Source organism: Streptomyces sp. W16, assembly GCF_033194735.1.
Lineage (GTDB): Bacteria > Actinomycetota > Actinomycetes > Streptomycetales > Streptomycetaceae > Streptomyces.
Genome location: NZ_JAWOAI010000274.1, coordinates 1 through 13,126 on the forward strand (window position 1 = coordinate 1; position 13,126 = coordinate 13,126).

The following is a 13,126-nucleotide window of genomic DNA, read 5'->3' on the forward strand; positions in this document are numbered from 1 at the left end:
CACCGGCCGTGCCCGTGTGGCCGGGGGCGTCGATGCCGTTGGGGGCCCGGTTCCGGGTCGGCCCGGACGGGGTCGCGGGCACCAACTTCGCGCTGTGGGCGGGGGGTGCGGAGGCGGTCGAGCTGTGCCTCTTCGACCCCGAGGGTGTGGAGACCAAGGTCCCGCTCACCGAGCTGACGCACGAGATCTGGCACGGCTTCCTGCCGGGTGTCCTGCCGGGGCAGCGCTACGGCTTCCGGGTGCACGGCCGCTGGGACCCCTGGACCGGCGCCCGCTGGAATCCGGCGAAGCTGCTCCTCGACCCGTACGCGCGGGCGGTGGACGGCGAGTTCGGGCTGCCGCCCGAGGTGTACGCGCATGTCCGGGACTGGCCGCAGCAGCAGGTCGCGGACACCGTGCGCGACGACCGGGACTCGGCGCCGTTCGTCCCGAAGGGCGTCGTCGTCCACGACGACACCACCGACGACGAGTGGATGGACGACCGCCGCCCGAAGACACCGTGGGCGGACTCGGTGATCTACGAACTCCACGTGGGCGGCTTCACCAAACTGCACCCCGGGATACCCGAGGAACTCCGGGGCACCTACGCCGGGTTGGCGCACCCGGCGGCGATCGAACACCTGGTGAAGCTGGGCGTGACGGCCGTGGAGCTGCTGCCCGTCCACCAGTTCGCGCACGAGGACCATCTGCTGCGCAAGGGGCTGAAGAACTACTGGGGTTACAACTCGATCGGCTACTTCGCCCCGCACGCGGCCTACGCGGCGACCGGCACGGCGGGTCAGCAGGTCGGCGAGTTCAAGCGGATGGTGCGGGCGCTGCACGCGGCCGGTATCGAGGTCATCCTCGACGTGGTCTACAACCACACCGCGGAAGGGGGCGAGTTGGGGCCGATGCTCTCCCTCAAGGGCGTCGACAACCGCGGCTACTACCGCCTCCAGAGCGACGCCCGCCGCTACACGGACTACACGGGCTGCGGCAACACCCTGCACGTCGTGCAGCCGCACGTGCTCCGGCTCATCACCGACTCCCTGCGCTACTGGGTCACCGAGATGGGCGTGGACGGTTTCCGCTTCGACCTCGCGGCGGCGCTGGCCCGCTCGATGCACGACGTCGACATGCTGTCCCCGTTCCTCGCCGTGATCGCTCAAGACCCGGTGCTACGACGGGTGAAGCTGATCGCCGAGCCCTGGGACGTCGGCTCCGGCGGCTACCAGGTGGGCGCCTTCCCGCCTCTGTGGACGGAGTGGAACGACCGCTATCGCAACGCCGTCCGGGACTTCTGGCGGGGCGCGCTGCCTGACGTAAGGGATCTCGGGTACCGGCTGTCGGGGTCGAGCGACCTGTACGCGTGGGGCGGCCGTCGCCCCTACGCCTCGGTCAACTTCATCACCGCGCACGACGGTTACACGCTGCGGGACATGGTGTCGTACGAGCGCAAGCACAACGAGGCCAACGGCGAGGGCAACCGGGACGGCACCGACGACAACCGTTCCTGGAACTGCGGGGTCGAGGGCGAGACCGGCGACGAGCGCGTAATGGCGCTACGACGGCGGCAGTTGAGGAATCTCCTCACCACGCTCCTCCTCTCCACGGGGGTGCCGATGCTGGTCTCGGGCGACGAGCTGGGGCGGACGCAGCGGGGCAACAACAACGCCTACTGCCAGGACAACGAGATCAGTTGGGTGGACTGGGGGCTGCGGGACGACCCGGGTTGGCGGGCGCTGACCGACCTCACCGCCCGGCTGATCGACCTGCGCCACCGCCACCCGGTGCTGCGCCGCCGGGCGTTCTTCTCCGGGCGGGCCCATTCGGCGGACGGCATAAGGGACTTGGCCTGGTTCACCGCGCGCGGCACGGAGATGACGGAACGGGACTGGTACGCGCCCGCCGCCACCCTGGGCATGTACCTCTCGGGGCGGGACATCCCAGGCCGTGACGAACGCGGCGACCCGATCCTCGACGACAGCTTCCTCGCCGTGCTGCACGCGGGCGACCGGCCGGTGAGTTTCGTGCTGCCGGGGCCGCCGTGGGCGGAGCGGTACGAGGTGGTCGTCGACACCTCTCGGGAGGAGCAGGGGGAGGCGCCGGGGGTGGTGCACCGGGCGGGGGCGGCGATCACCGTGCCGGCCCGGGCGGTGCTGTTGCTGAAGGTCGGCTGAGGGGCGGCCGGGGCGACGTTTCAGCTCCGTGAACTCCCGGGCAGATGCCTGGGCACGGGGCGGGCCGGCTGATCGCATGGAGGGCACGCCCCCACCGATTCCGCTGCCTCCCCAAAGGACCCCGCATGCCCGAATTAACCCGCCGTGCCTTCGGCGGCCTCGTCGGCGGCGGCGCCGTCACCGCCGTCGCCGGTACGGCCGCCACAGCCGAGGCCGCCGAACAGGCCCCCGCCGAACGCCCCTTCAAGGCCCGCCCCGCCGCCTCCGGCAGACGCCCCAACCTCCTCGTCATCCTCGGCGACGACCTGGGCTGGGCCGACCTCTCCTCGTACGGCGCCCCGCACATCAAGACGCCGAACCTGGACCGGCTGGCCCGGCAGGGGCTGCGTTTCACGGACGCCTACTCCGGCTCCGCGACCTGCTCGCCGACCCGGTTCAGCCTGTACACCGGGCGCTATCCCGGCCGTACGCCGGGCGGGCTGGCCGAGCCGATCAACAACCGGACGCAGGGCCTCGACCCCAGCCACCCCACCCTCGCCTCCCTGCTGAGACAGGCGGGCTACTCCACCGCCATGATCGGCAAGTGGCACTGCGGCTGGCTGCCCCAGTACAGCCCCACGAAGTCGGGTTGGGACGAGTTCTTCGGCAATCACGGCGGTGTGCTGGAGTACTTCTCCAAACTCGGCCAGCTCGGCGACTACGACCTCTACGAGGGCGACGCCACCTACCAGGACCTCCGTTACTACACCCAGGTGCTGACCGAGCGGGCGGTGGAGTACGTCGGCCGCGAGCACGACAAGCCGTGGCTGCTGAACCTCAACTTCACCACCCCGCACTGGCCCTGGCTCGCCGAGGGCGACGCGGAGACCGGCGCCGAGATCGCCGCGAAGATCCGGGCGGCCACCAGCCAGCTGGAGATCAGCGACGCCCTCAACCAGTGGGACGGCGGCTCGGTCGCCAAGTACACGGAGATGGTGCAGAGCATGGACGCGGCCGTCGGTGAGGTGCTGGCCGCGCTGCGCCGGTCCGGGCAGGAGGAGCACACGCTGGTGTACTTCGCCAGCGACAACGGCGGTGAACGCTGGTCCTACCTCTGGCCGTTGAGCGGCGAGAAGTTCGTGCTCCAGGAGGGCGGCATCCGGGTGCCGACGATCGTGCGCTGGCCGCACCGGATCGACGGCAACCAGGTCAGCCACGAGCCGAACTTCTCCCCCGACTGGACCGCGACCTTCCTGGAGCTGGCCGGCGCCCGTCCCGCCCCCGCGTATCCGCTGGACGGCACGAGCCTGGCGGGCTATCTGCTGAGGGGCGAGGAGCTTCCCGAGCGGGACCTGTTCTGGCGGGTGGAGGCCAACCGGGCGCTGCGGCGCGGCGGTTGGAAGTACTACCAGGACGAGGACGGCGACGACCACCTCTTCGACCTCGGTGCCGATCTGCGTGAACAGGCCGATCTCGCCCTCGACAAGCCGGAGTTGCTCGCCGAGCTGAAGGCGGCCTGGGAGGAGATAGCCGGCGGCCTGCTGCCGTACCCGACGACCTAGGACCTGGGCCCGGATCAGCCGAGGATTCCCCGGTCGTACGCCGTCGCCACCGCCGCCGCGCGGTCCTTGACGCCCAACTTGCCGTACAGGTGGGTGAGATGGGTCTTGACGGTCGCCTCGCTGATGAAGAGTTCGCGGGCGATCTCGCGGTTGGAGGTGCCCTTGGCGACGAGCGCCAGCACTTCGCGTTCGCGGGCGGAGAGCTGCTCGTTGCCGGGGGCCTGGGGGCCGCGCACCGCGGAGACAAGGCGGGAGGCGACGGCGGGAGAGAGGACCGTACGGCCTTCCGCCGCCGCGCGGACGGCGGTGAACAGCTCGTCGCGGGGCGCGTCCTTCAGCAGATAGCCGGTCGCGCCCGCCTCGATCGCGGGCAGGGTGTCGGAGTCGGTGTCGTACGTGGTCAGGACGAGCACCTTCGCACGGGCGGCGCGGCGGGTCAGTTCCCGGATGGCGTCGACTCCCCCGCCGTCCGGCATCCGCAGGTCCATCAGGATCACGTCCGGGTCGAGGGCGGCGGCCCGCTCCACGGCCTCGACGCCGTTCGCCGCCTCGCCCAGGACGCGGAAGCCGGGCGCGGACTCGAACATGCCGCGCAGACCGTCCCGTACGACGGGATGGTCGTCCACGATCAGCAGGGAGATCAGCGACTCGTCACTCATGGCGGACCAACGGTACGCGAGCCGACAGGGCCGTGCCGTGACCGGGCTCGGACTCGACCGCGAGCGTGCCCGCGATGCGCTCGGCGCGGGCGCGCATGCCGTCGAGGCCGAAGCCGCCGGTGCGGGTGCGTTCGGGCAGCGCGAGCGGGTCGAAGCCCTGGCCGTCGTCGCGGATGTCGAGGATGACGTCCTCGCCGAGGAAGGAGAGGGTGACGCCGACCCGGGTGGCCCGGGCGTGCCGGGCCGCGTTCGACAGGGCCTCCTGAGCGATGCGCAGCAGGGTGGCCGAGACCTCGTCGTGGAGCTGTTCGGTGATGCCGGTGACGGTGAACTCGGCGCGGACACCGGTGCGTTCGCCCCACTCGGCGACCGTGTTCTTCAGTGCCTCGGGCAGTCCGTCGTGCTCCAGGGCGACGGGCGCGAGGTTCTGCACGGAGCGGCGGGCCTCGCCGAGGCTGTGCCGGGCGAGCTCGGAGGCACGGTCGAGGTGGGTGCGGGCGGTCGTCAAGTCGGGTGCGTTGGCGACGACTTGGAGCTGGGCGATGATGCCGGTCAGGCCCTGGGCGATGGTGTCGTGGATCTCGGCGGCCAGCCGGCGGCGCTCGTCGGCGACCCCCGCCTCCCTTGCCTGGACGAGGAGTTGGGCGTGCAGGGCGGCGTTCTCGTCGAGGGCCTGCTGGAGGGCGGTGTTGGTGCGTTCGAGTTCGGTGATGGTCTCGCCGCGTTCGTGGGAGCGCCGTGTCTCCGCCTCCTGGAGATGGGCGACCACCATCTGGAGGGCGGACATGGCGACCAGGAGCGCGAGGAAGAGGATCCACTGCACCGCGCTCCCGAACGGCATCCCGCCGGCCTGCGCACCGGCCACGGTCACCGAGCTCGCGACCAGTCCGAATCGCTGCCGGTTCCTACCGGGGATCAGTTCGTCGGCGTCCATGTAGCCGGCGGCGGCGTAGAACGCGAAGAACGGGTCGATCCAGGTGAGGGCGAAGGCGAGGGCCCAGCGGACGACGTAGTACAGGGTCCCCGCCCGCGACGGGATCCGGCCGCGGCCGGGGCGGCGGCCCCGGGTGCCGTGCCACCAGAGCTGGAGGACGAGCGCGGCGCCGGCCAGGGCCCAGGCGACGTACCACTCGGTGGTGTAGTCGAACAGACCGGCGGAGGTGAGCGCGAGGACGACACTGATACCGAGCAGCCCGTACGGCCCCCACGTGTGCAGCTGCTCCCAGCGGCGATCGATCTGCCGGTCCCTGGTGGTCATCTCCCCAGTCTGCACGGCCGCCGCCCCTACTCCCAGCGGAACCAGCGCGAGGCGCCGGCGGTCAGCAGCACGGTCCAGGCGACCAGCACGCCGAGGTGGGCCCAGCCCGGCCAGTTCCCGGCCGCCGCCCGGTTCAGGGCCTCGGCGGCGGGGCCGAACGGGGTGTAGCCGACGATGCGGGCCATGACGTCCGGCATGGAGTTCACCGGGATCCACACGCCCGCGCAGAACATCATCGGGAAGAACACGGCCGACCCGATGGCGCCCGCGATCTTCGTCGTCCGCGACAGCGCCGAGACCACCGCGCCCAGCGCGAGCGCGGCGAGGATCGCGAGGAGCAGGGCGAGGAGATAGCCGAACGGCTGCTTCGGGAGGCGTACGTCGAAGGCGAGGCGGCCGACGACCAGCGCGCACAGGGCGGAGGCCAGGGCCGCCGTGCCGTAGACGACCATCTGTGCGGAGAGCAGGGCGGTCGGGCGGACCGGGGTGGCGGACATGCGGCGCAGGATGCCGCGTTCGCGGTAGCCGGTGAGGTTCTGCGGCATCGACTGAAGCGCGCCGACGATCATGCCGAGCAGGACGGCGACCGGGACGTACACGTCGATCGTGCGCAGGCCGCCGAGGTCGGCGTCGTGGTGACGGAAGCCCGGGATGGAGCCCAGGATCACCAGCAGCAGGGTGGGGAAGCCCAGGATCCAGAAGAGGGCGCCCGGTTCGCGGCGGAAGAGGCGCAACTCGGTGCGCAGGACTGCGGTGTTCATCGGGCGACCTCCGTCAGGTCCAGGAAGGCGTCGTCCAACGTGGCGTCGGAGACCCGGAGTTGGTGGGCGGTGATGTGGCCCCTGGCGAGCAGGGTGATGACGGCGTTGACGGTCTCGTCGGTGCCGGAGAGGGTGATCCGGCCGTCCTTGCGGGCCACGGAGGTGAGCGCGGGCAGCGTGTTCAGGTCGCCGTCGTCGAGCGGCGCGGAGGGCGTGAAGCTGATGACCGTGGAGCCCGCCGAGCGGCGGATCAGCCCGTCCGGGGTGTCGAGGGCGGCCACCTTGCCCTTGTCGATCACCGCGATCCGGTCGCAGAGGCGCTGGGCCTCCTCCATGAAGTGGGTGACGAGCAGGACGGTGACCCCGCTCGCCCGGACGTCCTCGATGAGCTGCCAGGTGTCGCGGCGGGCGCGCGGGTCGAGCCCGGTGGTGAGTTCGTCGAGGACGACGACGCGGGGATTGCCGATCAGCGCGAGCGCGATGAACAGCCGCTGCTTCTGGCCACCGGACAGCTTGGCGAACCGGGTGGTCAACTTGGCGGTCAGGCCCAGGCGTTCGGCCAGCGGCTGCCAGTCGGCGGGGTGCGGATAGAGGGACGCGTACAGCTCCAGGGCCTCGCGGACGGTGAGCTTGGCCTGGAGCTCGCTCTCCTGGAGTTGGGCGCCGAGAACGCGGGCGACCTGCTCGTGGTCGGCGACGGGGTCGAGGCCGGTGACGCGGACGCGGCCCGCGTCCGGGACACGCAGTCCCTCGACGCACTCGACGGTGGTGGTCTTGCCCGCGCCGTTCGGGCCGAGGATCCCGAAGATCTCGCCCTCCTCGACGGCGAACGAGACACCGTCGACGACGGCCCGGCCGCCGTAGGACTTGCGCAGTGCGGTGACTTCGATGACGGGTGTGGCTGACATGCTCCGAGGGTCCCGGGAACACCGGGTCCGGCACATCGGCCATCGCGCTCGAAGGGACATCAACCGATCGGTTGATGCCCTGCTACGACCCCCTCGGACCCGCAGGTCGTAGGACCAGCGGCGGACTGAGGTCCGGCCAAAACTCGGTGGGCGCTGTCAGTGGTGGTCCGTAGGCTCGGCCGTGATGTCGACGACACATGCAACCACCAAGGACCGATCCGCCGTCCGTACGCTCGCGCGGCTGTGGCCGTACGTCCGCCCCGTGCGGGTACGGCTGTTCGCCGCGGCCGGGGTGGCCGTCGTCGCGTCCTGTACGGGGCTGGTGTTCCCGCTCGTCCTGAAGTGGATGGTGGACGGACCGGTCGCCGACCGGGACACGGCGGGCGTGTGGCTCGGGGCGCTGTATCTGCTGCTGCTCGGCATCGCGGAGGCGGGCCTGTTCGGGCTGCGGCGCTGGCTGGTCGCGCGGCCGTTGTCGCGGGTCGAGGCGGAGATGCGGGCGGATCTGTACCGGCATCTGCAACGGCTCCCGGTGGCCTTCCACGACCGCTGGCCCTCGGGCCAGCTCCTCTCCCGGGGCACCACCGACCTCATGCTGCTGCGCATGTTCCTCGCCTTCCCCCTGACGTTCCTGCTGGTCAACGGCGTGACGATCCTGGTGGGCGTGACCATCATGCTGCTCCAGGACTGGACGCTGGGACTGGTGATCCTGGGGCCCGCCGTACCGGTGATCGTCACCTGCGTGATCTTCGAGCGGCGGTACGCGCATGTGGCCCGGCTCGCGCAGGACCAGGTCGGCGATCTGACGACGGTCGTCGAGGAGAGCGTCCTCGGCATCCGGATCATCAAGGGCTTCGGCCGGCACCGCAGCCAGGCACGGGCCTTCCGTGAACTGTCGCGGAGGCTGCGCGGCACCGAACTGCACAAGGCCCGCCTGCTCGCCACGATCTGGGGCATCATCGTCACCCTCCCCGAGCTGGCGCTCGGCGCGACGCTGGTCCTGGGCACGGTGCAGGTGGCGGACGGAAACCTGTCGGCGGGCACCCTGGTGGCCTTCCTCTCCACGGCACTGGCCCTGCGCTGGCCCGTGGAGTCGATCGGCTTCCTCCTGGCAATGAGCCAGGAGGCGGCAACGGCGACGGAGCGCTACTTCGAGGTAATGGATGAAACGCCGGAAACGAATTCAACGCCCGAGCAGGAGGCGCCCTTTAGGGGCGCGGGGCTGTATCGATCTGCGGCTCCGCCGCGGGGCGCGCCCAGCCCCCACGGCGGTGCACCCGACAACGACGGCATCCGTTTCTCCACAGTCTCCTTCCGCTACCCCGACGCCCCGCCGGATTCCCCACCCACCCTCGACCGCATCGACCTGCACATCAGACCCGGCGAATCCATGGCCCTGGTCGGAGCCACCGGCACCGGCAAAACCACCCTCACCGCACTGGTCCCCCGCCTCCACGAGGTGACATCGGGCCACATCACACTGGACGGCCAGGACATCACCGCGATGCCCCGCCAAACGCTGCGCGCACTCGTGGCCGTGGCTTTCGAGGAACCGACCCTGTTCTCGACCAGCGTCGGGGAGAACGTCCTCATGGGCGCCCAAGACGACGCGGGTGAGCCCGAGTTGGAGCGCGCGCTCGCCGTGGCCCAGGCCGACTTCGCGCACGCGCTCCCCCAGGGCACGGACACCAAGGTCGGTGAACAGGGCCTGAGCCTCTCCGGCGGCCAGCGCCAACGCCTCGCGCTGGCAAGGGCGGTGGTGGGCAAGCCCCGCTTCCTCGTCCTGGACGACCCGCTCTCCGCACTGGACGTCCACACGGAGGCCGCAGTTGAGGCAGCCCTGCGTCAAGTCCTCGCGGACACAACCGCGTTGATCGTGGCCCACCGCCCGTCCACGGTCCTGCTCGCCGACCGCGTGGCCCTGCTGTCGGACGGCCGTATCACGGCGGTGGGCACCCACCAGGAACTCCTGCGTACGAACGCGGAGTACGCGCATCTGATGTCGGGCGTCCAGTCGGCCATCCCGGAGCAGGAGGACGAACGATGACCGCCCCCACCACATCGGCGCCCACCACCGACGACCACGAAGAGCCCCCGCACCCGCCCGCCGCGGGCGACCCCTTCGACCACGACGTCCTGCCCACTCCCCCGGGCGCGACCACCACGCTGCTGCGCTCCCTGCTCGCCCCGATGAAGGCCCGGGTGGCCGTCACCACCCTCCTGCTGCTGCTCCAGCAGGCCGCGGTGCAGGTGGGTCCGCTGCTGGTGGCGTACGCCATCGACCGGGCGGTGCCCGCCTTCCGGCACCACGACCACGGGCCGCTTATCGCCGTGGCGGTCGGCTATCTGGTGTGCGCGCTGCTCTCCGGCGGGCTGCAGTACGCGTTCATCGGCGCCTCCGCCCGCGTCAACCAGGACGTGCTGCTCGATCTGCGCGGCCGGATCTTCCGGCACGCGCAGGCGCTCAGCATCGACTTCCACGAGCGCTACACGTCCGGCCGGCTCATCTCCCGTTCCACCACGGACATCGAGGCGCTGCGCGAACTGCTCAGCGAGGGCCTCCAGGAGCTGATCACGGTCATTCTGTCGTTCGTCTACATCTCGGCGATGCTGCTCTGGCTGGACCTGGGGCTCGGCGCGGTCGCGGTGGTGTCCTTCGTGCCGTTGTATCTGCTGGTGCGGGTCTACCAGCGGCGCGCGGTGCGGGTGTACGCGGTGCGGTCCACGGCGATCGCGCGGGTGATCGTGAAGTTCGTGGAGACGATGAACGGCATCCGTCCGGTGCGCGCGTTCCGCCGCGAGGCGGTGAACGACGCCGACTTCGGGGTCCTCAACCAGCAGCACGAACGCTCCAATGGCGACGCCCTGTTGGAGATGGCCCGCTATGTCACGGGCTCCCGCCTGGTCGCCAACACGGCGGTCGCGGTGATCGTGCTGTGGGGCGCGAGCCGGGTCGCGGACGGCACGCTGGAACTGGGCGTGCTGGCCGCCGCGGTGCTGTATCTACGACGGCTGTACGATCCGATCGACCGGCTCGGCATGTTCCTCAACTCCTACCAGTCGGCCGCCGCGTCCCTGGAGAAGATCGCGGGCCTGCTGGCCCAGACCCCGTCGGTCCCCGAGCCCTCGACCGCCGTACAGCTCCCGGCACTTGAGTCGGAGCAGCCCGGCCGTGAGGTGGTCTTCGACGGGGTCCGCTTCGGCTACCGCACCGGCGGCGAGGTGCTGCCCGTCTTCGACCTCACCCTCCCGGCCGGGCAGACGGTCGCCGTGGTCGGCTCCACCGGCGCGGGCAAGTCCACCCTGGCCAAGCTGCTGGCCCGCTTCTACGACCCCTCGGACGGGCGGGTCCTGCTCGACGGCGTCGATCTGCGCGAGCTGTCCGGGCCCGAACTGCGGCGCGGGGTGGTGATGGTGACGCAGGAGGCGTTCCTGTTCTCCGGCACGGTCGCCGAGAACATCGCGATCGGCCGTCCGGACGCGCCGCGTGAGGAGATCGAGCGGGCCGCGAAGGCGATCGGCGCGCACGACTTCATCAGCGCGCTGCCCGACGGCTACGACACGGACGTACGCAAACGGGGCGGCCGTATCTCGGCCGGTCAGCGTCAACTGGTGGCGTTCGCACGGGCGTTGCTCGCCGACCCGGCGGTGCTGATCCTGGACGAGGCGACCAGCTCGCTGGATGTCCCGGGCGAACAGGCCGTGCAGCGGGCCATGTCGACGGTCCTGCGGGGCCGTACGGCGGTGGTGATCGCGCACCGGCTGTCCACCGTCGAGATCGCGGACCGGGTGCTGGTCATGGAGCACGGCCGGGTCGTGGAGGACGGCAGCCCGGCCGAACTCATCGCGGGCACCGGCCGGTTCTCGGATCTGCACCGGGCGTGGCGGGACAGCCTGGCGTGAGGGCTCCGGGCCGGGTTCAGGACAGCCACACCCCGCGGATCTCCTGCTCGCCCTCCTCGGTGCGCTCGACGACGAAGGCCGACTCCCGGCGCTCCTCGTCGGTGTGGACGGACAGCGCACCGCCGGTGAGTGCGTGCAGGAGCCTGTCGTAGTCCAGGAACGCCTCGTCACCGAACTCGCCCTCATTGCCCAGCAGTTCGGGGTCGAGGCCGACGGCCCTCAGGGTGGCGCGCCAGTCGCCGGCGGTGTCCAGTTCGTCGAAGCCCTCGACGCTCAGCTCGGGGGCGCCGGGCACCGCGACGAGGATCTTCACGTAGGCGGCGCCGAAGTCGCGTTCGCAGACGGCGAAGATCCGGGCGTCCGGGCAGCGCTTGTACCAGGCCCGGAACTCGTCCTCCAGGGCGCTGCTCAGTACACCGTCCTCGACGAGCGCCGGGTCGCTGATCCGCAGCGTGGAGCCCCAGACCGCCGCGTGGACGACGTCCAGTTCCGCGCGGTCGGCCGGGCTGCCCGGATGCTCCAGTGGGGACGGGGCGTCTTCACGGCGGATCGCCGCGACGGAGGACAGGGAGAGCACGGCGGTCCTGGCCGCCGCCGGGTCGTGGGCGATCGCGGGCGGCCGTTCGCCGGGCCGGAGCGGGGGCCCGAACGGGGGCTGGACGACGACGAGTTGGGCGTTCCCGCTGTGCCGGGGGTCCACCCGGGTACCGGGAGTTACGGGACTCATGCCGCCGAGCGTATGCCGCACTCCCTCGCCCAACTGTGAGCATCCTGTGGAGAAGGCGGGGCGACCCGGTCACGGGTAACTCCCGTCGATCCCACCCCAGTCGGGGCCGGTGCGCAGAGCCTGTGCACCGGCCCCTTCGCGCCCGATATTCGATGGGCAACCGCGTTCACGCTCGGTAATCTTCGAGGTCTCCAACCACACCAGGATCGCTCACGGCTGCCCGCGCTCAGCAGCCTGGGCAAGGAGGCACATGATCGACGCGTACGAGGATCCGGGGACACCCGACTGTCGGGGCGGCTGGCACTTCCTGTGGTGGCTGGTGATGCGGCAGCCGGGGCGGGCGGTGTCCGGGGCGCTGCTGTCGAGCGTCTGGATGGTGCTGATGGCGGCGGCGCCGTATCTGATGGCGCGGGCGGTCGACGACGGCCTGGTGCCGGGGCATCTGGGCACGCTGGCCTGGTGGACCGGGGCACTGTTCGTGGTCGGGGCGGTCAACTCGTGGCTGAGCATCATGCGCCACCGCACCATGACCCGGGTGCGGATGGACGCCAACTTCCGCACGGTGAAGCTGATCGTGGGCCAGGCGGTCCGGCTGGGCGCCGTACTGTCGCGCCGGGCGCGGGCCGGCGAGGTCATCACGATCGGCGTCGGTGACGTGTGGACGATCGCCCAGTGCCTGACCGTCATCGGGCCCGGGTTCGGTGCCCTGGTGGTCTACGGCGTGGTCGCCGGGGTGCTGTTCTCGATCTCGGCGCCGCTGGCCGTCGTGGTGCTGCTGGGCGTGCCGGTGATCGCGCTGCTCGCCGGCCCGTTGACGCTGCGGCTGCAGAGCGTGGAGACCGAGTACCGGGAGCGGCAGAGCGTGCTGACCGCGCGCATCGGCGATCTCGCGGGCGGTCTGCGTGTCCTCAACGGACTTGGTGGCAAAGGGCTGTTCGCGGACGCGTTCCGGCGTGACTCGCAGCGGCTGCGGGCGCAGGGCTACCGGGTGGGCGCGGTGGCCAGCTGGGTGCAGGCGATCGGGGTCGGGCTGCCGACCCTGTTCCTCGCCGTGGTGACCTGGCTCGCGGCCCGGCTGGCGGCCCAAGGGCAGCTCAGCGTGGGCGAGTTGGTGGCCGTGTACGGCTATGTCGCGGTCCTGGTGGGCCCGGTGGCCTTCTTCGTGCAGATGGTCTACGACCTCAGCCGGGGCGTGGTGGCCGCGCGCCGG

The 13,126-nt window shown here is 71.2% G+C and carries 10 protein-coding genes; 5 read left to right on the top strand and 5 right to left on the bottom strand.

Going from position 1 to position 13,126, the window contains the following annotated elements; translation table 11 throughout:
* Positions 1–2,159 (top strand): glycogen debranching protein GlgX (glgX, locus tag R6V09_RS30725; RefSeq protein WP_317884718.1); only part of this gene is annotated, 2,159 nt, incomplete at its 5' end.
* Between the two features lie 125 nt (positions 2,160–2,284).
* Complete coding sequence (locus R6V09_RS30730) at positions 2,285–3,700, top strand: sulfatase family protein (protein WP_317884719.1); 1,416 nt, start codon at positions 2,285–2,287, stop codon at positions 3,698–3,700.
* 14 nt (positions 3,701–3,714) lie between these two features.
* Here the strand turns inward: R6V09_RS30730 and R6V09_RS30735 are convergent, their stop codons facing one another.
* Genes R6V09_RS30735 through R6V09_RS30750 form a run of 4 tightly spaced genes read right to left on the bottom strand, consistent with a single transcriptional unit; the run spans position 3,715 to position 7,286 of the window.
* A complete protein-coding gene (locus R6V09_RS30735) occupies positions 3,715–4,359 on the bottom strand; it encodes a response regulator transcription factor (protein WP_317884720.1) in 645 nt (214 codons plus the stop codon).
* Positions 4,352–5,617: a sensor histidine kinase gene (locus R6V09_RS30740; protein WP_317884721.1), complete on the bottom strand. Its 1,266-nt coding sequence runs from the start codon at positions 5,615–5,617 to the stop codon at positions 4,352–4,354. Before R6V09_RS30740 ends, R6V09_RS30735 begins: the two co-directional genes overlap by 8 nt.
* Before the next feature lie 26 nt (positions 5,618–5,643).
* Positions 5,644–6,378, bottom strand: a complete 735-nt coding sequence (locus tag R6V09_RS30745) for an ABC transporter permease (RefSeq protein ID WP_317884722.1) — start codon at positions 6,376–6,378, stop codon at positions 5,644–5,646.
* Positions 6,375–7,286: an ABC transporter ATP-binding protein gene (locus R6V09_RS30750; protein WP_317884723.1), complete on the bottom strand. Its 912-nt coding sequence runs from the start codon at positions 7,284–7,286 to the stop codon at positions 6,375–6,377. The genes R6V09_RS30745 and R6V09_RS30750 overlap by 4 nt, the downstream gene beginning before the upstream one ends.
* A gap of 184 nt (positions 7,287–7,470) precedes the next feature.
* Between R6V09_RS30750 and R6V09_RS30755 the strand changes: the two genes are divergently transcribed.
* Together R6V09_RS30755 and R6V09_RS30760 are read left to right on the top strand one after the other, a co-directional pair.
* Positions 7,471–9,333, top strand: a complete 1,863-nt coding sequence (locus R6V09_RS30755; protein ID WP_317884724.1) for an ABC transporter ATP-binding protein — start codon at positions 7,471–7,473, stop codon at positions 9,331–9,333.
* Positions 9,330–11,189 carry an ABC transporter ATP-binding protein gene (locus tag R6V09_RS30760; RefSeq protein WP_317884725.1) on the top strand — a complete coding sequence of 620 codons (1,860 nt, stop codon included), beginning with the start codon at positions 9,330–9,332 and terminating at the stop codon, positions 11,187–11,189. Before R6V09_RS30755 ends, R6V09_RS30760 begins: the two co-directional genes overlap by 4 nt.
* 16 nt (positions 11,190–11,205) lie before the next feature.
* Here the strand turns inward: R6V09_RS30760 and R6V09_RS30765 are convergent, their stop codons facing one another.
* Positions 11,206–11,916, bottom strand: coding sequence for a DUF6333 family protein (locus R6V09_RS30765; RefSeq protein WP_317884726.1), 711 nt, complete (start codon positions 11,914–11,916; stop codon positions 11,206–11,208).
* A gap of 250 nt (positions 11,917–12,166) precedes the next feature.
* On the opposite strand from R6V09_RS30765, the gene R6V09_RS30770 reads away from it, so the two are divergent.
* A partial coding sequence (locus R6V09_RS30770) for an ABC transporter transmembrane domain-containing protein (RefSeq protein WP_317884727.1) occupies positions 12,167–13,126 on the top strand: 960 nt, incomplete at its 3' end.

Excerpts from the sequence above, each read along its gene's own strand:
- R6V09_RS30730 (WP_317884719.1), top strand. The coding sequence starts at position 2,285 with ATGCCCGAATTAACCCGCCGTGCCTTCGGCGGCCTCGTCGGCGGCGGC.
- R6V09_RS30735 (WP_317884720.1), bottom strand. The coding sequence starts at position 4,359 with ATGAGTGACGAGTCGCTGATCTCCCTGCTGATCGTGGACGACCATCCC.
- R6V09_RS30740 (WP_317884721.1), bottom strand. The coding sequence starts at position 5,617 with ATGACCACCAGGGACCGGCAGATCGATCGCCGCTGGGAGCAGCTGCAC.
- R6V09_RS30745 (WP_317884722.1), bottom strand. The coding sequence starts at position 6,378 with ATGAACACCGCAGTCCTGCGCACCGAGTTGCGCCTCTTCCGCCGCGAA.
- R6V09_RS30750 (WP_317884723.1), bottom strand. The coding sequence starts at position 7,286 with ATGTCAGCCACACCCGTCATCGAAGTCACCGCACTGCGCAAGTCCTAC.
- R6V09_RS30755 (WP_317884724.1), top strand. The coding sequence starts at position 7,471 with ATGTCGACGACACATGCAACCACCAAGGACCGATCCGCCGTCCGTACG.
- R6V09_RS30760 (WP_317884725.1), top strand. The coding sequence starts at position 9,330 with ATGACCGCCCCCACCACATCGGCGCCCACCACCGACGACCACGAAGAG.
- R6V09_RS30765 (WP_317884726.1), bottom strand. The coding sequence starts at position 11,916 with ATGAGTCCCGTAACTCCCGGTACCCGGGTGGACCCCCGGCACAGCGGG.